Annotated in this window: 20 protein-coding genes; 11 read left to right on the top strand and 9 right to left on the bottom strand. The window is 46.9% G+C overall.

The window, feature by feature from the left end:
• Positions 1-12: 12 nt before the first annotated feature.
• From NCI00_RS10365 to NCI00_RS10355, 3 genes are all read right to left on the bottom strand, one after another.
• Entirely contained in the window at positions 13-807 is a 795-nt protein-coding gene (locus NCI00_RS10365; RefSeq protein ID WP_253527176.1) for a thymidylate synthase, read from the bottom strand.
• A gap of 198 nt (positions 808-1,005) precedes the next feature.
• Positions 1,006-3,144 (bottom strand): methylmalonyl-CoA mutase, encoded by a 2,139-nt coding sequence (gene scpA, locus NCI00_RS10360; RefSeq protein ID WP_253527171.1) that lies wholly within the window; start codon positions 3,142-3,144, stop codon positions 1,006-1,008.
• Positions 3,145-3,201: 57 nt separating this feature from the next.
• A complete protein-coding gene (locus tag NCI00_RS10355) occupies positions 3,202-4,581 on the bottom strand; it encodes a methylmalonyl-CoA mutase family protein (protein ID WP_253527168.1) in 1,380 nt (459 codons plus the stop codon).
• A 363-nt stretch (positions 4,582-4,944) separates the two neighbouring features.
• On the opposite strand from NCI00_RS10355, the gene dnaA reads away from it, so the two are divergent.
• Positions 4,945-6,372, top strand: a complete 1,428-nt coding sequence (dnaA, locus tag NCI00_RS10350; RefSeq protein WP_166559203.1) for a chromosomal replication initiator protein DnaA — start codon at positions 4,945-4,947, stop codon at positions 6,370-6,372.
• Positions 6,338-7,348, top strand: a complete 1,011-nt coding sequence (locus tag NCI00_RS10345; RefSeq protein WP_253527165.1) for a GNAT family N-acetyltransferase — start codon at positions 6,338-6,340, stop codon at positions 7,346-7,348. Before dnaA ends, NCI00_RS10345 begins: the two co-directional genes overlap by 35 nt.
• A gap of 113 nt (positions 7,349-7,461) precedes the next feature.
• Here NCI00_RS10345 and lysM read toward each other — a convergent pair whose 3' ends face one another.
• Positions 7,462-7,926: a peptidoglycan-binding protein LysM gene (gene lysM, locus NCI00_RS10340; RefSeq protein ID WP_166559205.1), complete on the bottom strand. Its 465-nt coding sequence runs from the start codon at positions 7,924-7,926 to the stop codon at positions 7,462-7,464.
• Between the two features lie 137 nt (positions 7,927-8,063).
• On the opposite strand from lysM, the gene NCI00_RS10335 reads away from it, so the two are divergent.
• The 5 genes from NCI00_RS10335 to NCI00_RS10315 all read left to right on the top strand — a co-directional run bounded on the left by NCI00_RS10335 (position 8,064) and on the right by NCI00_RS10315 (position 12,098).
• On the top strand, positions 8,064-9,056 hold the full coding sequence (locus NCI00_RS10335) for a 2-hydroxyacid dehydrogenase (RefSeq protein WP_253527161.1): 993 nt from the start codon (positions 8,064-8,066) through the stop codon (positions 9,054-9,056).
• A complete protein-coding gene (locus NCI00_RS10330; RefSeq protein ID WP_253527158.1) occupies positions 9,053-9,499 on the top strand; it encodes a GNAT family N-acetyltransferase in 447 nt (148 codons plus the stop codon). The genes NCI00_RS10335 and NCI00_RS10330 overlap by 4 nt, the downstream gene beginning before the upstream one ends.
• Before the next feature lie 27 nt (positions 9,500-9,526).
• The gene (locus NCI00_RS10325) at positions 9,527-10,468 is read left to right on the top strand and encodes a serine hydrolase (RefSeq protein WP_253527156.1); all 942 of its coding nucleotides are present in this window, start codon (positions 9,527-9,529) and stop codon (positions 10,466-10,468) included.
• 109 nt (positions 10,469-10,577) lie between these two features.
• Positions 10,578-11,756: a sialidase family protein gene (locus NCI00_RS10320; RefSeq protein WP_253527154.1), complete on the top strand. Its 1,179-nt coding sequence runs from the start codon at positions 10,578-10,580 to the stop codon at positions 11,754-11,756.
• Between the two features lie 45 nt (positions 11,757-11,801).
• A complete protein-coding gene (locus NCI00_RS10315) occupies positions 11,802-12,098 on the top strand; it encodes an RpnC/YadD family protein (RefSeq protein ID WP_253527152.1) in 297 nt (98 codons plus the stop codon).
• Between the two features lie 3 nt (positions 12,099-12,101).
• On the opposite strand, the gene NCI00_RS10310 is transcribed toward NCI00_RS10315, so the two are convergent.
• Together NCI00_RS10310 and NCI00_RS10305 are read right to left on the bottom strand one after the other, a co-directional pair.
• The gene (locus NCI00_RS10310; RefSeq protein ID WP_253527150.1) at positions 12,102-14,654 is read right to left on the bottom strand and encodes a TonB-dependent receptor; all 2,553 of its coding nucleotides are present in this window, start codon (positions 14,652-14,654) and stop codon (positions 12,102-12,104) included.
• Positions 14,655-14,717: 63 nt separating this feature from the next.
• Positions 14,718-16,541 carry an ABC transporter ATP-binding protein gene (locus tag NCI00_RS10305; RefSeq protein WP_253527148.1) on the bottom strand — a complete coding sequence of 608 codons (1,824 nt, stop codon included), beginning with the start codon at positions 16,539-16,541 and terminating at the stop codon, positions 14,718-14,720.
• A 177-nt stretch (positions 16,542-16,718) separates the two neighbouring features.
• On the opposite strand from NCI00_RS10305, the gene NCI00_RS10300 reads away from it, so the two are divergent.
• The 4 genes from NCI00_RS10300 (at position 16,719) to NCI00_RS10285 (ending at position 22,058) form a co-directional block, all read left to right on the top strand.
• The gene (locus NCI00_RS10300; protein ID WP_253527146.1) at positions 16,719-17,822 is read left to right on the top strand and encodes a hypothetical protein; all 1,104 of its coding nucleotides are present in this window, start codon (positions 16,719-16,721) and stop codon (positions 17,820-17,822) included.
• Positions 17,823-17,931: 109 nt separating this feature from the next.
• Complete coding sequence (locus tag NCI00_RS10295) at positions 17,932-21,009, top strand: PVC-type heme-binding CxxCH protein (protein ID WP_253527143.1); 3,078 nt, start codon at positions 17,932-17,934, stop codon at positions 21,007-21,009.
• Positions 21,010-21,245: 236 nt separating this feature from the next.
• Positions 21,246-21,788 carry a DUF6973 domain-containing protein gene (locus NCI00_RS10290; RefSeq protein WP_253527141.1) on the top strand — a complete coding sequence of 181 codons (543 nt, stop codon included), beginning with the start codon at positions 21,246-21,248 and terminating at the stop codon, positions 21,786-21,788.
• Between the two features lie 6 nt (positions 21,789-21,794).
• Positions 21,795-22,058 (top strand): 3-coathanger stack domain-containing protein, encoded by a 264-nt coding sequence (locus NCI00_RS10285; RefSeq protein WP_253527138.1) that lies wholly within the window; start codon positions 21,795-21,797, stop codon positions 22,056-22,058.
• 3 nt (positions 22,059-22,061) lie between these two features.
• Here the strand turns inward: NCI00_RS10285 and NCI00_RS10280 are convergent, their stop codons facing one another.
• The 3 genes from NCI00_RS10280 to NCI00_RS10270 all read right to left on the bottom strand — a co-directional run bounded on the left by NCI00_RS10280 (position 22,062) and on the right by NCI00_RS10270 (position 25,084).
• Positions 22,062-22,496, bottom strand: coding sequence for a nuclear transport factor 2 family protein (locus NCI00_RS10280; RefSeq protein ID WP_253527135.1), 435 nt, complete (start codon positions 22,494-22,496; stop codon positions 22,062-22,064).
• Between the two features lie 81 nt (positions 22,497-22,577).
• Positions 22,578-23,213 (bottom strand): response regulator, encoded by a 636-nt coding sequence (locus NCI00_RS10275; protein WP_253527132.1) that lies wholly within the window; start codon positions 23,211-23,213, stop codon positions 22,578-22,580.
• Positions 23,210-25,084 (bottom strand): sensor histidine kinase, encoded by a 1,875-nt coding sequence (locus NCI00_RS10270; RefSeq protein ID WP_253527129.1) that lies wholly within the window; start codon positions 25,082-25,084, stop codon positions 23,210-23,212. The genes NCI00_RS10275 and NCI00_RS10270 overlap by 4 nt, the downstream gene beginning before the upstream one ends.
• Positions 25,085-25,091 lie beyond the last annotated feature (7 nt).

Here is a 25,091-nt window from a genome sequence, read left to right as displayed (position 1 = left end):
AGCTCAATAGTCTTACACCGCGACGGGCGCTTTAATGGCTGGCCAAGGGTGGTAATTTTCAAGCGTAAAATCTTCAAATTTAAAGTCAAAAACACTTTTTACATCGGGATTCATCTTCATGACAGGCAACGGGCGCAATTCACGCGAGAGTTGCAATTCAACTTGTTCTAAGTGATTGCTATAAATGTGGGTATCACCGCCCGTCCAGATAAAATCACCGTACTCAAACCCGCACTCTTGCGCAATCATCATGGTCAAAAGTGCATAGCTTGCGATGTTGAACGGCACGCCCAAAAACACATCCGCACTGCGCTGATAGAGTTGGCAAGAGAGTTTATTATCTGCCACATAAAACTGAAACAATGCATGGCAAGGAGACAAGGCCATTTTATTCAAATCGGCTGGATTCCAAGCCGATACAATGATGCGTCGGGAATCAGGGCTGTTTTTAAGCTGCTTCAACACATCCTGAAACTGGTCAATGACGCGTCCGTCGGGGGCTTCCCAACTGCGCCATTGCTTGCCATAGACGGGGCCAAGGTTGCCATCGGCATCGGCCCATTCGTCCCAGATGCTCACGCCGTGGTCTTTGAGGTACTTGATGTTGGTATCTCCCTTCAAAAACCAAAGCAACTCATGGATGATGGATTTGGTATGAACCTTTTTGGTCGTGACCAGCGGAAAGCCTTCTTGTAGGTCAAAGCGCATTTGGTACCCAAATACGCTGATGGTTCCCGTGCCCGTACGGTCAGTTTTGCGGGTTCCGTGGGCTAAAATATGGCGAAGTAAGTCGTGGTATTGTTGCATGGTTGAATTCCTGAAACCTAATTTTTACTCAAACATAAACCTAAAATTGTAAATGGGCAACGAAATTACTGCGTGACCCATGAGCAACAATGTTCGTATTGCTCATTTCAATTAGATTTTAGATGCCTAGTAAACTTGCTATTCAATGCCTTGCTGTTGCTAACAAGGCACCTTCAAGTGGGATATTTGTTTTTTCCCCTACTCTCCCATCAATTCCTTCAAAATCTTTTGGGCCGCGACCGAAATCACCGTTCCGGGGCCAAATACACCTTTGACGCCCGCTTTGTACAAAAAGTCGTAATCCTGCGGAGGAATGACGCCCCCCGCAATGACCATAATATCTTCCCGACCGAGTTTTTTGAGTTCTTCAATGAGCTGAGGAACAAGCGTTTTATGTCCTGCCGCAAGGCTAGAGGCTCCCACAATATGCACATCATTTTCGGCCGCCTGACGGGCGGTTTCTTCGGGTGTCTGGAACAATGGCCCCATATCGACATCGAAGCCCAAATCGGCGAAACTCGTCGCAATGACTTTGGCGCCCCGGTCGTGGCCATCCTGACCCATTTTGGCCACCATAATTCGTGGTCGACGGCCTTCCAACTCGGCAAAGCGGTCGGTCATTTCGCGGGCAATTCGGAAATTCTCATCGTCCGAAACCTCCGCACTATAAACTCCTGAAATAGAACGTATCACGGCTTTATATCTTCCAAAAACGTTTTCCATTGCATCCGAAATCTCCCCGAGAGTAGCCCGAACACGGGCCGCCTCAATCGCCAACGCCAGCAAATTAGTTGTATTATCCATCCCTCCCTGCTGTCGGCAAGCGTCCGTAATGGCCGCCAATGCCCGTTGTACTTTATCCGAATCCCGTTCGGCCTTTATACGCGCAAGTTGCGTTACCTGCGCTTCACGAACGGCTTTATTGTCCACTTCCAACAATTCCAGCGGCTTTACCGAATCGGGTTTGTATTTGTTTACGCCCACAATAACGTCTTTTCCACTGTCGATGCGGGCCTGCTTACGGGCCGCGGCTTCTTCGATACGCATTTTGGGTAGCCCCGCTTCGATGGCTTTGGTCATGCCGCCCATTTCTTCCACTTCTTCAATCAACGCCCAGGCTTTTTCGGTCAGTTCTTTGGTCAAATATTCGACGTAATAACTCCCACCCCACGGGTCTACCACGCGACAAATATCGGTTTCGTACTGTAAATACAACTGCGTATTACGGGCAATCCGCGCCGAAAAGTCGGTCGGCAACGCAATGGCTTCGTCGAGCGAATTGGTGTGTAAACTTTGCGTATGTCCCAATGCCGCCGCCATGGCTTCAATGGTGGTTCGGGCCACGTTGTTGAACGGGTCCTGCTCCGTCAGCGACCAGCCCGATGTCTGGCAATGCGTGCGCAATGCCAACGATTTACTGTTTTTGGGCCCGAATTGATTAACAATTTTAGCCCAAAGCAATCGTCCCGCGCGCATCTTGGCGATTTCCATAAAATGGTTCATGCCAATGCCCCAAAAAAACGACAAACGAGGTGCAAAACCGTCAATGTCCATACCCGCTGCCAGCCCCGTGCGCAGGTATTCTAAGCCATCGGCCAGCGTGTAGGCCAGCTCAATGTGCGCGGGAGCGCCCGCTTCGTGCATGTGGTAGCCGCTAATACTGATGCTGTTGAATTTGGGCATAAACTTACTGGCGTACGCAAAAATATCACCGATGATACGCATACTGGGCGCGGGCGGATAAATGTAGGTATTGCGCACCATGAACTCCTTCAAAATATCGTTCTGGATGGTCCCTGCCAATTGCTCGGGTTTTACGCCTTGCTCCTCCGCCGCCACGATATAAAATGCCATGATGGGCAATACCGCCCCGTTCATAGTCATCGACACCGACATCTGGTCGAGCGGAATTTGGTCAAACAGCACTTTCATGTCTTCGACACTGTCAATCGCTACGCCTGCCTTGCCCACATCACCCACCACGCGCGGATGGTCAGAATCATAGCCTCGGTGCGTGGCCAAGTCAAACGCCACCGAAAGTCCTTTTTGGCCACCGGCCAAATTCCGACGATAAAAGGCATTGGACTCCTCGGCCGTAGAAAAACCGGCATACTGACGAATCGTCCAAGGCTGCTGGACGTACATCGTGCTGTAAGGGCCGCGCAAAAAAGGCGGAATCCCGGCCCCAAAACCCAAATGTTCCGCCTCCCGATTATCCATTTTGGTAAAGGTAGGTTTCACTTTGATGCCTTCGGCGGTCACAAAAGGTTTGCTCGACCCCATTTCGGAAATTGGGGCTTGAATGGAAGAATGTATATTGAGGAAGTTGGGTTTCATTAGTTGTAGTTCAACTATATTTTTTTAGCAATATTTTGGCAAATTGAACGATTTGTATCATCGTTCAAATGTTTGGGCGATACGTTGGGGATGAAGTAATTTAAAAGACACGGCTTCATTGACAGTTTCTGGAGTCGGAGCGTATTTCACTGGCACTTCTTCATCCACCCGAAATTTGTTCACGCCTACCATTACCCGCGTTCCCTGTTGCAGGGCGGCTATGATCTCAGTTGCGTTTTGTTCGATTTTATTTTGAATAAAATTCTGTTCAAAAGCCGCCAATAAGCCCCCTTTTTCTTCTACTTCCAAAAACAAACTCCAAGCGGCCTCTGCCAATTGTTGGGTCAGGTTTTCGAGAAAATAACTACCCGCCGCAGGGTCAAGAGTTCTATCGAGATAACTTTCTTCTTTCAGCAAAATAGAAATATTTCGGGCAATGCGCTCCGAAAACTCATCTGGCGTCCGAAATGTGGCGTCGTATGCGTGAACGGTCAGCGCATCGCAACCGCCAATCACCGCGCTCATGGCCTCGGTTGTTGCCCGCAACAGATTGGTATTCGGCGTAATAGCCGCATCGTAGAAAGTCGAAGTTTGGGCGTGAACGTAGGCAATTTTAGGCTCTATTCCCCAGCCCATCTGCACTCGTTGCCATAAAAACCGCAGCGCCCGCAACTTCGCGATTTCCATAAAGTAGTTGGTACCAACGGAAACCGAAAAATAAAGTTTCGAAAAAACAGCATCTGGGTCAAGGCCCGCATCGGTCAGCTTGTCAGCATACGTCACCGCCGAAGCCAACGCGAAGGCCAATTCCTGCGCCGCGTTGGCACCCGCATTGTGAAACACATGGCTGCTTACACAGATGGTTTTGAAGCTAGGCGATGCTTTTGTCGCGATGGCTACCGCTGCCAATTCGGCAAAATACGTTTCCGAAAGTTGCCCCGTCGTCATCCATGTTGCCAAGCCATCATCGGCCAAACCGCCTTTCATTTGGTACGCAATAAACGTTTGAAGGGCACGAATCAAAGCGGCATTTTGCCCGTTGGTTTGGAAAAATAGAGGCGTATCGCTGAGTTTAATTCCATAAAGAAGTTTGGTAAACTCAATGGTATAGAGGTCTGTATTCCGTAAGTCGAGCGTCAGGGCATCAACGCCTTTCTGCAAAACCGCCAGCATCGCCGCATTGGTAGCCCGCTCGCTTTCATAGACTACTACGGGTTGGTTTAACCAGCCTAATTTCTTTTGTTGAGCCGCCTGCAACCCCGTAAGCTGTGTTTCTTGCAACTCTTGGTCGGTATAATACGGCTCCACCACAAAGCCTTCGGGGGTATTCCACAACAATGTTTTGTCGTAGTCTTTACCTTTCAAATCTTTGAGCGCCTGTTGTACCCACGCGTTTTTATCGGATGGCGAAAATTCTGAAAAAAGGGAAAAGCTCATGAACTGTTTATAATAAAAAAAAGTACGTTTTACGTTACTGAAGGTAAAAATAGGAGTTATATTTTGAGCTTTCAACTTCCTACAAAACAAATACCGTCTTATCTATCCTATCTATAATACAATATTAGCTTGTCCCATTTTAAATTTGCCATTCCAAAAACAAAATCAGTATATTTAAGTCATTGTTTCTAATTCCTTTTTCCTATTTTTGCAACCCTTAATTTAAGGGCGGTTGTGCAAAAAAGGCTTTTAGTGACCTTACATGTATTCGGAGCTAAACGTTAAAAATCAGATTTACTGACACTTAGATAGTACTCTCTCAATATTTTTGGACCGTTTTTTACGAATAACTCAGGATACTCAGTGGATAGTTTTTTTCAACAAGAAGTGGCTGTTGTATGGGAAAAGTGCCTTCAAGTCATTAAGGCCAACGTTCCCGAACAGAGCTTTAAAACCTGGTTTGAGCCGATAGTTCCCTTTCGGCTTGCGGGGAAAACTTTGACCATACAAGTTCCGAGTCAATTCTTTTATGAGTGGCTGGAGGAAAATTACATTCACGTGCTGCGTAGGGCACTTGACCACGCCATCGGTCGCGATGGCCAACTGGAATACTCCATCATTGTAGATACGGGCGGTGACCGACAGCCTCCTATCAAGGTTCACGTTCCGACCACCAACTCACCCGAAGCGGCCGAAGCGCGTCAAAAAGCCGCTTCTGAGCCGAAAAAAGCCACCCCGCAACCTCCACGCAGCCCCGATTCGTCGGAGTTGGATTTGTACCTCAATCCTACTTATAGTTTTGACAATTACATCGAGGGAGATTGTAACCGCTTGGCCCGCTCGGCAGGCATGGCCGTGGCGCAACGCCCCGGGGTAACTTCTTTCAACCCGCTGTTGATTTATGGCGGCGTAGGGTTGGGCAAAACGCACTTGGTGCAGGCCATTGGCAACCACATCAAAGGCCATCACCACGATAAATTTGTGTTGTACGTTTCGTCAGAGAAATTTACCAACCAATTTATCAACGCCATCAAAAGCAACACGCTCCAAGATTTCACCGATTTTTACATGAAAGTCGATGCGTTGATTCTGGACGATGTGCAGTTTTTGTCAGGAAAAGAAAAAACGCAGGATACGTTCTTCCATATATTCAACCACTTGCACCAATCGGGGCGTCAAATCATCATGACTTCCGACCGCCGTCCGAGCGAGTTGCAGGGCTTGCAAGACCGATTGCTCTCCCGCTTTAAATGGGGCCTAACCGCCGACCTCCAGCAGCCCGACTTTGAAACGAGGATTGCCATTATTCAGCGCAAATTGCAGGCCGAGGGGATTTATATCGAATACAGCGTCATTGAATACATTGCCCACAGTGTCAATACCAACGTGCGAGAATTGGAAGGAGTAATCATTTCATTGATGGCCCAAGCTTCGCTGGTACGCCGCGATATTGACCTCGATTTGGCCAAAACCGTCATGAAAAACATCGTGACGGCCGAAGACCGCGAAGTCAATATTGATACGATTCAAGAAATCGTGTCGGATTATTACGACGTGAGCATTGCTGATTTGAAAGGAAAAAGTCGAAAGAAAGAATTGGTTTACCCACGTCAGGTAGCGATGTATTTCGCCAAAGAACTGACGGATTTATCGCTAAAATCCATCGGTTACCATTTTGGTGGCCGCGACCACAGCACCGTCATTCACGCCATTCAGACCATCAGCGATTTGATGGAACAGGATGATTCGGTCAAAGATGCTGTTCAAAAAATTCGGAGTACTTTTAGTTAGTAATCAGACGATTATTCATGTGCCCGTCCTTCTACTCCATCGCTCCCAACTAGATTCCACCCAATGGGATGATTTTATTGCTGCTTCTCCGCAGCAGATTCTCTACGCCTATTCATGGTATTTGGATACGGTTTCGCCCGATTGGAAGGCGCTGGTATTGACAGAAAATGGCCAATGGCAAGCCGTTATGCCTCTACCTTGTCGCCAAAAATGGGGTTTGAAAGTAATACACCAACCTTTTTTCTGTCAACTTTTAGGAATTTTCACCCACTCAAACGTTGATTTTCGGGAAGCATCAAATCTGCTTTTGTCCCAATTGACTACCTCATTTCGCTACGTTTCTATTTACACGGGGTGCTTTGCTGCGCAAACGGTTTTTCCCAATTCATTAAAAATAAAAAAAGCGAGCAATATAGTTTTACCGCTGCACCTCCCCTACACTGTTCTTTTTCAAAACTATTCAAATGACCGAAAAACAAATTTAAAACGCGCGCAACGCTTTGGTTGGCAGTCTAAACAAAGCACTGACATTGAGCCGATTATCCAGTTATTCCAAAGAAACCATTCTTCCCAAATTGTGGGTGGAGTATCGGAGAAAGCGTACGATTTATTACGTAAACTAACGGCGGTATTAGCGCAAAAAAACACCCTACGATTAGTCTACGCCACCAAAGATGGGCGCATTGAAGCGGGCGCATTGTTTGCAATTTTTGAGAACCGAATCATTTATCTTTTCAATGCGGCCTCACCTACGGGTCGAAAAGGAAACGGCCGCACGTGGCTGATTGACCAAATCATCCAAGAATACGCCAGCACTGACTTCGTCTTTGATTTTGAAAGCCCCGAACTTGCTTCTATTGCTTCATTTTACCAAAGTTTTGGAGGAGTAGAAGAAACATATACCCAATTCACCTTCAATGATTTACCTTTTCCGTTGAAGCAAATTCAAAACTGGAGAATTGAAAAATTAGCCTGACAAAAAACACCTAGACAACTGATAATAAATCATTTAAGCGCACAAAAAAGGGTTAAAAGTTAGGCAAAATCACCTCAGCTTTTAACCCTTTTAAAATTCTGAATCTTTACTAACTAAAGCGCAGGAATGCGTAAAATCTGGCCTGGATAGATTTTATCAGGATCAGACAACATTGGCTTGTTGGCTTCAAAAATGACCGGATATTTCATCATATCACCGTAGTAATGTTTCGCAATCAAAGAGAGCGTATCTCCTTTTTTCACTTCATGATACTGTGCTTCAGGAGCCGGAGTTTCCACAACGAGGTTGTTGTCAACCGCCTCTACACCTTCTACGTTACCTACTGCCAATGCAATCTTCTCAGAATCTTCCTGAGCAGCTACTTCTCCTTCAAGAATAACCGTGTGGCCCGATACTTTTACAATCAATTTGTTGTAAGCAAGCCCAAGCGTCTTCACATGCTGTAATAAAGCACTGGCTTTTAAGTCAGCAACTTTTTCGGGAGCAGCGGTTTCAACTTCTTTGTCTTTACCAAAGACTTTTTCACCTACTCCTTTAAAAAATGACATGAGTCCCATAATTGTTCGAGATTTTGATTAAGTTTTAGAAAAAATTACTTGGCAACACTCAAATCTACCTTTTTTTTAAGTCCTTGCAAATCCTTTGACTATTATTTTAGTGTTAGGTCACTTTTAATATAAGCAACATATCCATTATGAAAATTTCTTTCTTCAGTTCGAAGTCTTATGACCGCAGCTATTTTAATCGCTTCAACACGTCCTATCAGTTAAAGTTTTATGATACCGATTTGAGCCTCGAAAGCATAGATTTACTGAGTGACAGCCAAGCGGTTTGTGTGTTCGTCAACGACCAACTCAACGCCGAAGTCATTGAACAGTTGGCCGCCAAAAATGTCAAAATTATCGCTCTGCGCTGCGCGGGGTTCAACAATGTGGATTTACAGGCCGCCAAGGCCCACGGAATTGCGGTGGTGCGCGTGCCGGCGTATTCGCCCCACGCCGTGGCCGAACACGCCGTAGCACTCATCCTGACGCTCAACCGCAAAACGCACAAAGCTTACAACCGCGTACGTGAAGGCAATTTTTCGCTCGAAAGATTGACGGGCTTTGACCTGTTTGGCAAAACAGTGGGCGTAATCGGAACGGGAAAAATCGGCGAAGCCTTTGCCAAGATTATGAAGGGATTTGGCTGTCGAGTATTGGCTTATGATCTGCAACCCCACCCCGATTTGGTTGCTCTTGGCATTGAATACGTAGCTTTGGACGCCCTGTTTACCGCCTCCGACATTGTTTCGCTGCACTGTCCGCTTACGCCACAAACCAACCGCCTTATCAATGCCGATACCTTGCAACAAATGAAACCCAACGCCATGCTTATCAATACCAGTCGGGGTGGGTTGGTGGACACGAGCGCGGTGATAAAAGCCCTCAAAACGGGGCATTTGGGTTATTTTGGCATTGATGTGTACGAGCAAGAAGCCGATTTATTTTTTCATGATTTGTCAGAAAGTATCATTCAAGACGACATGCTGATGCGTCTGATGTCGTTTCCGAATGTCCTTATCACTTCCCACCAAGGCTTTTTTACGGAAGAAGCCCTGTGTCAAATCGCTCAGGTTACGTTTCAAAACATCCGCGATTTTGAAGCTGGTCAACTGAATCCATCCACAACATTAGTACAACCATGATTGAGTACAAAACCTTTATAAATCAACTTCCCGAGGCTGTTTTAGAAGCAGTTCTAACGCTGCATTTTCAGGTTTTTGAGGGGCAAGAACGCTCCCAACTCATTCGAGAAATCAACGAAACGCCTCACCTTTTGACCCTCATTGCGTACGAAAACGACGATGCCGTCGGCTACAAAATGGGCTACCGACGCAAGGAAGGGCATTTTTACAGTTGGTTGGGCTGCGTATTGCCCACACACCGAGGACAGGGAATTGCGGGTCATTTAATGGAGCTACAACACGAGTGGTGCCGCGCCAACGGCTACCATACTGTGCGTACCATGACCTACAACAAATGGCGCAACATGCTGATTTTAAACCTAAAACACAACTTTAACATCGTGGGAATATTGGCCGATAATGTTGGTGCGCCTAAGATTGTTTTGGAAAAAAATTTGAATTAATGAAGAATTCCAACCCGCATTTTATCAATGAAAAAACACCTATTTCTCTTTTTCCTCTTTGTAATTGCTTTGCAAACAAAAGCCCAACCTTCGGCCGTACAAAATGCAAGGGTGGATAAAAAACTAACGACCCAGCTTCAGGAAGCCATCAAAGGGTTTAGGGGCGATGTAGGCGTGTATGTACGTAATCTAAAAACCAACAAAATTGTCGAAATCAACGCTGATACGCTGTTTCCTACTGCGAGTATGATCAAAGTGCCGATTCAGTGTGGGCTGTTTGACAAAATCGCCAAAGGTGAGCTTCGCTACAACGCCATTCTTACCTACAAAGACTCGTTGCATTACGACGACGGTATTGTGGGTTCGTTGAAAGACGGCGCTAAAATCCCCCTCAGCGAAGTGGTCATGCTCATGGAAACCGTCAGCGACAATACGGGCAGTCTGTGGTGCCAAGCCTTGGCAGGCGGCGGAAAATCCATTAACGAATGGCTCGATAAAAACGGTTTTACGGCCACGCGCGTCAACTCGCGCACGCCCGGGCGCGAAGCCAACCGTACCCGCTACGGCTGGGGCCAAACCAGCCCGCGCGAAATGGCTGAGCTGTTTGCCATGATTCGACAAGGCCGCGCCATCAGCCCCGATGCTTCCGACCGGATGTACCGCAACCTCACCCGCCAATACTGGGACGGAGAGGGGTTGTCACAACTCCCGCCCGACATCAAAACGGCCTCCAAAAACGGAGCCGTCAATCGCTCGCGCTCGGAGGCCGTGCTCGTCCATGCTCCCCACGGCGAATACGTCTACTGCGTTATTACCAAAAACAACCTCGACGAAAGCTGGACTTCTCAAAATGAAGGCTACGTTTTGCTGCGCAAAATCAGCAAACTGCTATGGAATTACTACGAACCAAAGTCCAAATGGCAACCTCCCCTCAATTTTGAAAAATGGTATCAAGAAGCTGTAGAATAACGTTGGGAGTCGCTTTTTAGATGTTCATGTGGGTTTATGTCGGTATTTTTAGGAGGGTTTTGCCTTTTAAAGGTGTTGATTATTTTTGCTTAAACCACTCCACCCGGCAATGAAAAGACACTGTTTGTTGATTTTGTTTTTCCTGATTTCATGGATTTTTACCACCGCACAGGTTCCTGGCTCGGTGGTTGCGTATAGTCCAGCGGCCTCGGGTTTATACATCGGCTCACCGAGTATTTGTATTTTATCCAACGGTGATTACCTGGCATCGCACGATTTGTTTGGCCCGAAATCCAATGAGTTTGAACGCCCAAACTCCCGAATTTATCGCTCCAAGGACAAAGGCAAAACATGGACGCAGATTTCTGAAATCAACGGCCAATTTTGGTCAAAACTCTTTGTGCACGAAAAAGGGCTGTATTTCATGGGAACAAGCAAGCACCACGGCAACACCATCATCCGGAAATCTACCGACGGCGGCGTGACTTGGACCGAGCCAACCGACGGTGAAAACGGCCTACTTTTAGCGGGCGAATACCACTGCGCGCCCATGCCACTGATTGAACACAACGGCCGCCTCTGGCGCGCCATGGAAGATGCCATGGGCTCCGTCAAAAAATGGGGAAAACGCTACGGTGCTTTCATGATGTCCATTCCTTTGGGAGCTGACCCAATGAAGGCCGCCAACTGGACAAGCAGCAACGTATTGCGTTATGATTCGACCTTACTTAACGGAAATTTTGGCGCTTGGATTGAAGGAAACGCCGTCGTAGACCCCACAGGGCAATTGTGGGATGTGTTGCGGGTGGATGACAAATCAACGTTGGAGGAAAAAGCCGCCTTCGTAAAAATCAGCGCCGATGGCAAAACGGCCACGTTTGATTCTAACACAGGCTTTGTCAAATTCCCGGGCGGGAGCAAAAAATTCAGCATTCGGTACGACCCCAAATCCAAGCTGTACTGGACCATTGCCAATTATATTCCACAGGAAATCAAAGCCGCTAATCCTGGTAAAAACCCCGCCAGTATTCGCAACACTCAGGCACTTTTCAGTTCCGAAGATTTGCGTAATTGGGACTTACGCACCATTCTTTTGCAACATCCCGAAATCATCAAACACGGCTTTCAGTACGTAGATTGGCTTTTTGAAGGCAAAGACATCATCTTCCTTTCTCGCACCGCCTTCGACGACGGCCAAGGCGGCGCCCACAACAACCACGACGCCAATTATCTCACGTTCCACCGAATCAAGAAATTTCGGAAGATGGGGGTGAAGGAAGGCCATTGAGAAAATCCCTTTAAAGGTGTATTTTTGTTTAATAAACACGCAATTATGGCCTTTGCTGAAAAATACATAAATCCTTTTAACGCCTATGAACAAAGCCTCAAATATTACCGTGATTTGAAGAACGTCATTGACACGGCCATTATGGAAGGCGAGACCAAGGGGAGAATGGAAGGGAGATTAGAAGGTGAAATGAAAGGAAGAATAGAAGGTAGGCTGGAAGCAATCACTGAAAGTATTATCAAGGCGCTCAGTCGTGGAAAACTGACAGTCGAAGAAATTGCCGAAGATTTTGGTGTGAGTGTTGATTTTGTGTTGCAGATAAAAGAAGAACAGAGACCGTAATCCCTACCGATACGTCACTGTCACGTAATAAAAACCACCGATTTGCGGGCCGCCGAGGATAGAGAAATAATAGCGGTTGAGAAGGTTGGTGCCGCCGAGTTTGAAATCCACTTTTTGTTTAGGTAACGAATAAGTAATCTGTCCGTCAAAAACATTGATGGCGGGCACATTGCCGTTGACCAAAAACGATTGGTAATAGAATTGACTTTGGTGTTTGTAACTAAGTCCAAAACCGATATTTTTAAACAAATTGGCGTGGCTAACGGAGACATTGGTCATCCATTTGGGGGTATTGAATCCATCTTCCAAGCCGTCATTTGCTACTTTGCGGTCGAGTTGGGTGTAAGTAGCATTGACCGCAACAAACCACCCCTGCCTAAACCGATACCGACCGCCAAGACTCGCCCCATAATTGCGAACAATGGTTTTGGAATTGGTCCAGAGGCGATAACGCTGCTGCTTGGACCGGTCGAGCATAATATAGCCCAGCGAGTCAGGCGTAGAAACATTCGGAATATTGGCTTCTACTTGCGCCATAAAATCTTGGTAGCGATTGTAATAAAAGTCTGCGTCAACAAACAAACGTTGCTGAAAAAACAGGCCTTTGTAGCCGATTTCTAAAGAACGAATAAACTCAGGACGGAGGTAGGTATACGTATTGCGTTGCAGAAGTCTGAGGTTGAATTTGACCAAACTGTCACGTTTGCTTACGCCCAACCTGTTCACGCCCGCATTTACTGCCGCCTGAAATGCATCAATCGACGTGCGTATGTATGAGTTCTCAAAAATCCCCTGCGACATCACCGGCAAGCCGCCTACGCGTTTGACCCCGCCGCTGTTGATGTTGGAAAAACCCTCAAAAATGCTCGGGAAACGATACCCGCTTTGGTAGGATGCCCGAAAATGGTGGTTTGGGTTTGGGGAATAAACCGCCGTAAAACGCGGATTAAGTTTGGTGATAAAATAATCGGCTTTATCGACGCGGAGCGTAGTCCCGAGTTTGAGCTTTTCACCAAAAAGCACCTTGGTGATTTGTACAAATCCACCCGTTTTTCCATACGTTAGATTTTGGCTATCGCTGACCGGATTAATGAAATAATTTCCATCGGGCACAATGGCATAGGTACGGTGGTCAAAGCCCGCCAAGATTTCAATCCCTGTGTGTTTTCGCCATTTTTCAAGCCATTCTTCCGTCAGGTTCCATTGGCCTTCGGCATGGTACAGCTTGGCTTTGACCCGCAATGCCGCGCCTACGTCCCAGTTGTTGATATTCTGCAAACGAGTTAAACTATTCGTAAAACCCTCAGTGCCAGGTTGCGGGCGGCCCGCGTCGGCAAAAGTACGGGCTTCACGCAAGGCATCGGCCAATGAAGATTGGTTTTGCACCTGCCGAAAACGCGCTTGAAAATCACTAAACCATTGGTTATCTGACTTATACCCACGGTCAATATTCTCTGCCATCGAGCGAAGATTGTAAGAATCTCCCGTATTTTCGGACGTAACATACGCCCGAACCTGAAACGCCCGGCCACGCAATTGAAAGGCGTGCTGTTGCAACAAATAATTAGCTAACTGAAAGCGATTGGAGCGTTGGTAGACATTATTGAGGTAGGCAATCCGATACGTGTAGTTCAGTTCAACGGCTTTCGTAGGACGGAAATGCAGGCCCGCATCGGCCTTTAGGTTCTGAAAATGATAATCAACCACGTCCGATTCATGGTAACCAGTACGCGCCACGACAATGTTGCGGTTGGCCAAAGTCAGCGTGCGCCGATTGGCCGACTCGTTGCCGTAGCCGCTTACAGGGTCGAAAGCGGGATTGTCGGCGCCTACCAGTCCAGCTGTGGCATTGATGTTGGGCGATATATCGGTGCGGTCGGTGGCTTGCCAATCGTAACCTTTGGTAAACGTCCCGTTAATTTTAAACGCCCAATGGTCGTTCCAAGCGTGGGCGTAACGCAGATTACTTTCGTTGAACAATTGGGCTGTTATACCCTTATCACTCAGGTGGTTTACCCCTAATTTTTGCTGAAAACTCAACCCCAAATGTTCAAAAGGATTTTTGGTTTGGAAATTTGCCAAGCCGTTGATGGCGTTCATACCATACAAGGCCGAGGCTGTTCCCGGAATAATTTCAACGCTCAGAATATCCAAATCGCTCGGCCCGAGGGCATTGCCGACTGGCGCGCCAATGTGCGGTGACTGGTTATCAATTCCGTCAATGAGCTGGGCAAAGCGCACGTTTGTGGTATTGGCAAAACCTCTGGTATTAAGCACTTTAAAACCCAGACTCGGCACAATCAAATGAACTCCTTTGATGTTTTCGAGGGCATCAAAAAACGACGGTTGTGCCGAACGACGAAAATCCTGCATCGTCACTTTCTCAATACTTACGGGCGATTTCAGCAGGCTTTCCTGCAAACGCGAAGCCGAAATAACCACTTCGTCTAACCGAAAAATACGGTTTTGTAAAAAGGTGGTATCTTGCGTCTGTGCTTCAACGCTGCCCCCCAATGCAAAAACCCCAATAAACGTTATGAAGCGCCTAAATCTCATCCCAACAAGCGTTATTTTTTCAAAGATATAACGCTTTTTGGAAAAGGCAAAATCAAAACACGATTACAAATATCCCCTAGCCTGCAATTGAAACAGTTCGGCGTAGCGTCCTTTTTTTTCCATCAAATTTTCATGACTTCCCGACTCGATGAGCTGGCCGTTTTCAATCACGATGATACGGTCGGCCATGCGAACGGTAGAAAAACGGTGCGAAATCAAAAGCGCCATTTTTCCTTTGGTCAACTCCGCAAACCGCTGAAAAACTTCATATTCGGCGCGGGCATCGAGAGATGCGGTAGGCTCGTCCAAAATCAACAATTCGGAATCTCTCATGTAGGCCCGGGCAAGGGCGATTTTTTGCCATTCGCCCCCCGAAAGTTCCACGCCCCCGTTGAAATGCCGCCCCAAAACTTGCTGTAAACCGTCAGGAAAGCGTTTAATCAGCGCCGACGCCAAGCTGCGGTCGGCCGCTGTTGCAATGCGGTCAAGGTTGTTGAGTTCGTCAATATCTCCCACCGCAATGTTGCTCTGGGCCGTCATCATTAAACGGATGTAATCCTGAAAAATAACCCCAATGTGGTGCTGCAATTCTCCTAATTCATACTCCCGCAAATCGCGCCCTTCGAGCAAAATACGCCCTTCGGTGGGGTCATATAAGCGGGTGAGCAACTTTACGAGCGTTGTTTTTCCTGCCCCATTTTCCCCTACAATGGCCAATTTTTCGCCCGCTTTCAACGTAAAATTAAGGTTTTGGAAAACCCATCTTTCAGCCCCCGGATACTTAAAACTGACGTTTTCGAACACAAACCCTTTTTGGATATTAGAGGGAAACGGAAGTGGTTTGGGAGGTGAAATCACCTCGGGTTGTAAGTCAAAAAACTCAAAGAAATCTCGTAGGTACAAAGTCCCCTGCGAGATAGTCGTAAACCGGTTAAGAATACCTTCAAGCGATGCTTTCAACTGCCTAAACGACCCCGCCAAAAACGTCAAACTCCCAATCGTAATGGCTCCCTTGATGGTTTCAATCCCGATAAAAGCATAAGCTCCATAATAACCCGCCGTACCAATGGCCGCCAACAGTGCGCCCCAAACCGCCCGTCGAATGGCTAACTTTCTGTTTTGCAAGTAGTAAGTCGTTGATAATTCGCGGAAACGTTCGGTCAGAAAGCCCGAGAGACTGAATAATTTAACCTCTTTTGCGTTGACATTGCTCGCCCCAATGTAACGTATATAGTCTAATTCGCGGCGCTGGGGCGTCCATTGATACGACAGCGCATAACTCTGCGAATTGAAATAAAACTCCCCAAAAAAGCCCGGAATAATACTTAACACCAAAATCAAAATCAACCACGGGCTAAACACCGCCAAGCCTGCGGCCAGAAAACCAATGGTAATTATATCCTGCACCTGCGCCAAAGTCTGAGCCAACAACGCCGTCCGCCCAACGGTCTGTTGGCGGGCACGTTCGAGCTTATCGTAAAAAATCGGCTCTTCAAATTGGGTTAAATCGAGCGTTGCCGCGTGTTGCATGATTTGAATCGACGACCGATTGGCGTGCAAATCGCCCAAAAGGCCATCCAATAGCCCTGTTATACGGTTCAGAACATCGGAGCTCATCGCCAACGCCAATTCCATCCCAATCAACACCAACAAATGCCGCGTATCAGTAGAGTGGTTATTGATAAGCAAAACCACTTCATCAATGATTAACTTTCCCAGATAAAGCGTCAAAAACGGAATCACCGACCGAATGAGCCGTAAGCCCACATTGGTCGCCGTCATCCACGGCTGGGTATGCCAAATTTCTTTTAAAAACAGCGGTAAGTATTTGAGTGCCTGTATTCTGGCTTTGATGGTGGGGAGTTGATGTTTATTTTTTTGAGCCATTGTGGGTGATTTTCAATTGCCAAGGGGCAAATGTTGACTTTACAGAAACAGAAACCCGCCGCATTTAGTGCCGAAAAATAAACGGGCCGCTTGTCGAACAGGTTATCTGAATTACTTTGGTAAAAAAATCAGAAAGAAACGTATAAAACAAGAAGCCCTCTACGCTTTGGGAAATCAATGAGCGCGGAGGCACAAGCCATGGCCACCAAAAACTATCAACTATTCTTTGTCAAAGACCTCGCGGACTTTCCCGATGGCACCCTCTTCGAGTTAGAAAATCAACTCTACAGCCATGCGCAAATCAGCAAAGCCTCCAATGAACGCATGAGAGACATTGCCGATTGGGAATACGAAACCAAAGGCTATTTACTGCCCGACCGGGGCGACGGTATTCAGGCGATTGTGTCCGAAGAAAAAGTCATCGTTTGCGCGCCCTTTTCTCAAAATTTCTCTCCCCTCAAAGGCCGAATTCAGATAACAAAAACCACGACGAAAAGTCTACGGTTTCCCGATGCCCCCGCCCCATCCAACGTTCCGGTGGGGATACTGACCCGAAATCAAGTTTCTGTTTTTCAGAACATCCATTTTCAGCGGCTCCTCATTGAACTGAATTCTGAGCCTTTTGAAATAGAACAAATTAGCGTTTTCAACAAAGTAAAAGAACTTGAAGTCGAATGTTATTATGCTCCCAATCCAAAAAAAGAAAATGGAAAATGGATTATTAGCTGTGAATTCAGCCACATTATGTTTGGCTTTTACGAAGTTCAGGTTCAATTTACCAACGGCTGGTATTACAGCATCAACCTCATCAAACATTTTCCCGAAGAAGTAAAAGAAAAGTACCCTTTTTCGGATCAATTTTCCGCCATCTCGGGCCAACGCGCCGTTTTTACGCCGATTCCTGAAATTGGTTTTGACCTTTCTAAATATGATTTATCCAACTTCACCAACGCTATGGTGAGCACCAATGAATTAGGTTTCAGCGATGAGCTATTGAATGATGCCATGGAATTGAGCATCGAATGGGGCGAAAATTACCGCAAGCCCATTTACGAAAGGTTACACAAAAAATATCCCCAAATCACCGCTGAAGAGGCCGAAAGAATTCAAAAGCACTGCCGTGAAGCCGAATCGTACATCTACACGATGGGCGAAAAAGAACTCAACGGCGACATTACAGAGGCCGACATTGTGCCCCTTGCCCAACGAAAATACCCGTGGGTGAACGCCCGACATTGGTATCGACTGAAAAATATCGCGATGTATTACGCCCGAAAGTGAGATTCCTCCCCAAGTCTCCCAGAAGCTATACGGAAAAGGCATTATAAACCCCAAACATTTTGCTTTAACAGTTAATTGTTCAAATGACATGTTCTAAATCCGGATACTTATGAAAAAATACCTTTGGGGACTGGGCGGGCTGGCGTTGGTTGGCTCTTTGTTGGCAACTTATCAAAACGACAACCCAAGTCGCGGGGCTCAAACGACCCTCGACAGTGTATACGCTACCCTCACGCAGGAACAAAAACATGAATTGAAATACGCCGTGGGGGCTTTGGAAGTAGCCGACGGGCTGGAAGCCAATCTGTTTGCTTCGGAACCGATGATTACCAACCCGACCAACATCGACATCGACCACAAAGGCCGCATCTGGGTGTTGGAGGCCTACAACTACCGTCCGCACATTACGGGAAATGCTACCCACAAAGAAGGCGACCGCATCATGATTCTGGAAGATACCAACGGCGACGGCAAAGCCGACGCCAGTAAGGTGTTTTATCAGGGGCCCGAAGTCAACGCGCCCTTGGGGATTTTGGTGATGGGCAACCGCGTGCTGGTTTCGCAAAGCCCGTACGTGTGGTTGTTTACCGACGAAAACGGGGACGACAAAGCCGACAAAAAAGAAATCATCTTTCAGGGAGTTAAAGGCGAGCAGCACGACCACGGAATGCACGCTTTCACCTTCGGGCACGACGGAAAATTGTATTTTAACTTCGGTAACGAAGGCAATCAGCTCCTCGACAGCAAAGGCCAACCCGTACTGGACCAAGACGGACAGCCTATTGACCGTAAAAAATACAAGCAGGGAATGGTGTTCCGCTGTGATCAAGACTTCAAAAATGTAGAAGTATTGGGACACAATTTCCGTAACAACTACGAAGTAGCCGTAGACAGCTACGGCACGATGTGGCAGTCAGACAACGACGACGACGGCAACAAAGGGGTGCGTATCAACTACGTAATGGAATACGGAAACTACGGCTACACCGACGAAATGACGGGTGCAAGCTGGAGCGCTAACCGGACCAACATCGAATCAGAAATTCCACTGCGCCACTGGCACCTGAATGACCCCGGCGCCATCCCCAACCTGCTCCAAACGGGTGCGGGCTCGCCCACGGGCATGTTGATTTACGAAGGCGACATGCTGCCCAAAGTATTTCAAAACCAGATGATTCACTGCGATGCAGGCCCTAACGTGGTGCGCTCATATCCCGTTGAAAAAAATGGCGCTGGTTTCAAAGCCAGCATCGTAAATGTACTCTACGGAAAGCGTAATCAGTGGTTTCGCCCGTCGGATGTGTGCGTGGCCCCTGATGGTTCACTCTTCGCCGCCGACTGGTACGACCCAGGCGTGGGCGGCCACCAAGCTGGAGATTTGAACCGAGGCCGCATTTACCGCGTGGCACCTGCTAATACGGCTTACAAAGTGCCAAGTACGGATTTCAGTACTTTAGAAGGAGCGTTGAAAGCGATTCAAAGCCCCAATGTTTCGGTCCGTTATATGGCTTGGAACAAAATTCGCAGCCTTGGTCAAAGTGCAGAAAGTGACCTCGTAAAAATGTACCAAACCACCGCCAATCCCCGCATGAAAGCCCGGGCGTTGTGGTTGTTGACGAAACTTTCCAACGGCACTAAATACGTAGAACTTGCCTTGAAGGATAGCAACCCTGACATTAAAATCACGGCCATCCGCGCAGCGCGGCAAATAACGGCCAAAGGTGTGTTGCCGTTGTCGATTGAACAATTGAACACTTTAGCGGCTGACCCCGACGCACAGGTGCGCCGCGAAGTAGCTTTGGCGATTCGTCACATCAGCGACGATTTGGCCGCCGATGTGTGGGCCCAATTGGCCACCCGTTACGACGGAAAAGACCGTTGGTATTTGGAAGCCCTCGGCGTGTCGGCCGATGGTCAATGGGATAAATTCTACAACGCATGGCTCAAAATGGCGGGGTCCAATCCAACGGCAACCCCCAAAAACCGTGACATTGTGTGGCGGGCACGGACGGCCGCTTCGGTGCCGCTGTTGGCCTCGCTGGCAGGTGATAAAAATGTGCCGCTCACCGACCGTTTGCGCTATTTCCGCGCGTTTGACTTCAACCCTGGCGCAACCGAAAAATCAAACGCTTTGTTGGACATCATGAAGGGCAACACCGACAACGACGTGGCTAAATTGTGCCTGCGCCATTTAGATCCTGGCTTTGTCAAAACCTCGCCCGTGGCGCAGCAATCCCTGCAAAAACTGTTGGATGCCAGTTTTGGCACCTCCGAGTACATGGATTTGGTGCAACGCTTTGAGCCAATTTCGGAGTCAAAACGTCTTTTACAAGTGGCCACCGAAAAACCCATGCAACGCGACGGCCGCGACGCCGCCCGTCAGCTGTTGAAGCAAGAACAGGCACCACTATTGTGGGCCACCATCAACGGTAAAGATGCCGCCAAAGCGCAGAGTGTGGTCACTTCTTTACGGAGTGTGGGCACCAAGCAATCCATCGACATGCTCAAGGCGGTTGCCCTTGACCCCAAACGCCCCAAAGCCCTCCGGGCCGAAGCAACGCGGGCGTTGGGCGGTAGTATGGACGGCGAAGATTTAGTATTGGCGCTGTTGAAAGAAGGCAAATTTAGCGGTGATTTAAAAGCCGCTGCCGTACAAGGCGTGAGCAGTGCTTGGCGCAAAAATGTAAGAATAGAAGCCGCCAAATACCTAGATGCCGCCCCCAGCAAAGCAGGCAAAAAACTGCCACCCGTAAGTGAGCTGATGGCCATGACGGGCAACGCCGCCAACGGGCAAAAAGTGTTTGCCAATTACTGCGCCATCTGCCACCAAGTCAATGGTGAAGGCAACGATTTTGGGCCTAAATTATCAGAAATTGGCAGCAAATTGGGCAAAGATGGTCAATATATGGCTATTTTCTACCCAAGTGCGGGGGTGAGTTTCGGCTACGAAGGCTACGAAGTAAAGTTCAAAGACGGCACGACCACCGTGGGGATTGTTTCGAGCAAAACCGAGACCGATTTACTGCTCAAATTTCCCGGAGGCACCACCCAAAGCTACAAAATGAGCCAAGTGGTATCGATGAAAAAAATGGATGAATCGCTCATGAGCGCAGGCCTACACGAAGCCATGAGTCAACCAGAATTGGTGGACTTGGTGGAGTATTTATCCAGCTTGAAACGGAAGTAATTTTTAAGCAAAGTTTAAGCCACATTTAAGTACTTTTTAAGGATTAATTTGGACATTTGACCTAATCAAACGAAAAGCTATCACGTAAGTCGAAATTCTTTTTCGTTTTTTGTGGTGTTATATATACTCAGATACCCGACGTGCCAATCCAAGTGCGCGTCGGGTATTTTATTAAAACAGATAGCTTTATACTTTAAAGAAATTTCTGTGAAAAACTTGAATTTATCCCCCTACTTATGAAATACCATTTATCTACAATTGTCTTTTGTTTCATCCTTACTCCTACCACTTTCGGCAACAACACCAACCACCCTCTCGGCTTCAATCCCCGCGTACAAGCGTTGGCATTCATGTACCCCGCGCAGGCACAGCTTATTTTTGATGCGGGCAACGAAGCCAATGCCTATACCGACCAATTTTTTGGAACAGGCGCACAAAGCCAAAATGACAACAGTTCCAACGCTTTCCGACATTCGCTTTGGAATGCGCTTGCGGTCAAAAAACTGAAAGATGCGGGCGCCAACGATGCCACGGCCAACGACATTGTGCAGCAATTTACGTCGGCTTATGAGTACAATGATACGGGAACAGCGCTGGTCAAAACGGCTGCTTCGGCCATGGATTTACACAATAATTTGGTGGGGCGTTCCTTTAAAAACTACACAACGGTGAATCAACTACTGGATAGTCTTTTTCTAAAAGCCATTGAACCTAAAGTAATTACATCTACCCTCAGTCAGATTTTGGCGAGCCACAATGCGGATGTCAATACCGCATGAAATTTGTTGGAAAACACCGATAGTTCCGTCCTGAACGTCAGTAAATTTTTGGTTAGAATTGACCCCTGTACCGTTTCGTTGGTGCTGACTCATACCATTACAGATACCGTTAAATTTGAGGTTAGTACCAATATTCAGGCCCAAAATATCCTTTCACCTTCGGCCAAAGTGACTTATGATGCCCAAAATTACGTGTTACTGAATCCTGGTTTTAAAGCAGACCAAGGCAGTTCGTTTGCCGCTTATGTGGATGGGTGCGGAAATAAGTAACCTCTACTTTTTTGTTTCTGCTGCTTTTTCAACTGTGGAATGGTGTGAGGCTGCGAACATCCACTTCCCATTTTCTTTTCGCATGGTATAGGTAAAAGCCATTGGATTTCCCCCAAACGTATGGATACCACTGGCTACAATCAAATCACCGGCCTTAAAAAATTTTAGATCAGAGACTTCGCTGTTGGTGCTCTTTCGTCCTTCGGCCCCTTTGACCACAGACTCTCGGTACGAAAACAAACCTTTGGTATTGGTGTACCTAAAATCACTCGGAATGCGGCTGTTGAAAAAGCTGTGCGGGTCGGTGTTGTATTCTGTGATAAACAATTGGAGTACTTTTTCAGGATCATCCGTATTGTCTTTTTGGGCAAAACTGAACGAGTGAATGCTCAGAAACAGGAGAGTGCAAAAAGCGATTTTTACTGGTAAAGTTTTCATTGAAGCAGATAAGTTTAGTGAATGATTGAGACAAAGGTCGGTCATAATCCTAAGCCTCACCATCCCCAATTCTGGTAGTTTTTACACCAACTTCTGCTCAATAGCCTTCACCACTGCTTCGGGGGCTGAATTAACGTGTAGTTTTTCGTAAATGTGTTTGATGTGATAGTGAACCGTATGTACACTCAACGAGCACGCGTCAGCTATCATTTTGTAACTCATGCCTTTCACCAAACACGTCAGCACATCGCGCTCGCGTCCTGTAAGTTCAATGTAGGTAGGCTGCGATTGGACAAACTGGTTTTGAAACATCTGCATTACCTTGATCGCAATGGCGGGGGACATGTGCGCTCCTCCCTTGTGAACATCTTGAATGGCCTGCCACACGTCGTCGGGGTCGGGGCTTTTGAGTACGTAGCCCGATGCACCGCCGCAAACAGCCGAAAAAATGCGGTGCTCGTCCTCAAAAATCGTGTGAATCAGCACTTTGGTATCAGGATACACTGCTTTAATACGCTTCAATGCTTCGATGCCTGATAGACCCGGCATTTGAATATCCATCAGTACCACGTCCGGCTGATGTTTGCGGATTTTGGCAACGGCATCGTTGGCATCTTCATACGCACCTGCCAAATACGCACCTGCCGTATTGTCAAAATACAATTTCAGGCTTTGCCGCAGGCTTTTGTTATCCTCAAAAAGTACAATGTTGATCATTTTTTAATATTGTTTACTATCATCTCTATAATCGTTCCAATTCCTTCTCCCGACGAAACATTTACCTCAAACCCACCTTCCTTTGCCCGTTTTTGAAAGTTTTTCAAACCATTCCCATCGGTGTTTTTTGAACAATCAAAACCTTGGCCATCGTCCAAAATTTGGATGTGTAAGACGTTGGCTTGCTGATAGATACGTACTTGAACGGTGGTGGCGTGGGCGTGTTTGGCGATGTTGTGGAGGGCTTCTTTATAAACCAAATACAGGTTGCGCCGCTGCTCCATTATGAAAACGGGCAATTGCGTAGCTGGGACTTCGTTCTCAAAAACAAAGGAGATGTCGTGGGTTGTGAGCAATTTAAAACCCACCGCTCGCATCTTTTCGAGGAGTTTTTCGGGTGTGTCGTTATTAGGATTTAAGGCCCAAACGGTATCCCGAATGGTGTGGATAGCTTCTTCGGAATCGGCTTTGATTTGACCCAAAATAGCGTTTGTTTCTGGATTGTTATTGCCATTTTTCTTCTGAATCACCTTGGCCGAAGTAGCAATGCTGGTGAGGGTAGCGCCGACTTCATCGTGCAAATCACGGGCAATTTCATCGCGGATTTGGAGGAGTTTGTTTTGTTGACGCAGATTTTCTTGGAGTTGGACGATGAGCTGCTGCTGGGTTTGGAATTGCTCTTTGCGGTGTTGCCCCGTGCGTTGAGCCAAAATATACCCCAGCATGATGATTTCAATCAATGTACCCGGGACGAATGAATTGTTGTAAGGGATGAAGGGTAGCCAAGAAATATTGTAAAGGGCAAACATGCTAATAATCATGGCTATGAGGCTGATACTAAAAGCAACTCCATAAACCCAGACTTGTTTGAAATTCTTAATTGACACGTAAACGAGCCCAATCAACAACATGAATAATACGATTAAGATATACCCTCCCCAGTCAATTTTGAGCCAAAAGAGTAGACGGTAAAGTAACGATGGGAAGTTATTATCAACAAGACGAATCATTTTGGTAACTATCCAATTCATAAAATAAAGCCCGTTGAGGCCCATAATAGCCCAATAGAGCGTTTTTGAATAGAAACGCAAATTGAGAAACTTAACGTGGAAAAGCGACCAACATAATTGATATATAAATGATGGAGAAATAAGATACTTACTGACGGGCAGAAACGCGTAAAAATCTAAGTAAAAGGTAATAATACTGAACATCAGTAAGGCATACCAGCCAATCAAGGAATCACGGAGACGAATAGAAAAAATAAAAGCATAGATAAAGACGAGAACAAAAATGCCCAGCGAAAAACTTTGCCAAATTGTGTTATTTTTTTGATAACTGAGTGCATGCTCTAAATTCCCGATGTGTATATAATCGCCATAGGCGTTGCCTGACACAATTGTGAGATAGATAACTTTGGGGCAACTACCTATGGGAAAAATGGGTGGTCTCGTAAGTACTTGTTGATGTAAAGCTGGGGTTTCTAATCCTGCCTGAAACGCCCGTTGTTGCTCTTTTTCATCCCTTATGATGACTTCTATTCGATGAAACCCTCGGAAACTGTGAATGAGGTAGAGGTCTTCTGAAGTTTTGTTTTTAACTTCAAAACGTAACCAAATCTTTTCAGTAAAGTAACCGAATCCGACAATTTCTTTCTGATTCAACGCCTGAAAGGAGTCCAATGGATAGCGGGCAACTTGCTCGGCCGTGAGGGTATGCGTGGCGTCTTTTAGGAAATAAACGTAGGGCGCAATGGGGTTGGCTTTTTGGGCATCGGTAATGGTGAGTACGTTCTGTCCCCAAGTTGGGAGCGTACCTAAAAGTAGCCATGTAACAATGCGCATGAGTTTATAAATCCGTTGTTCAGGCATACCGTTT

The organism is Runella salmonicolor (assembly GCF_024158025.1).
Lineage (GTDB): Bacteria > Bacteroidota > Bacteroidia > Cytophagales > Spirosomataceae > Runella > Runella salmonicolor.
This window is presented reverse-complemented; position numbering and strand designations above follow the sequence as displayed.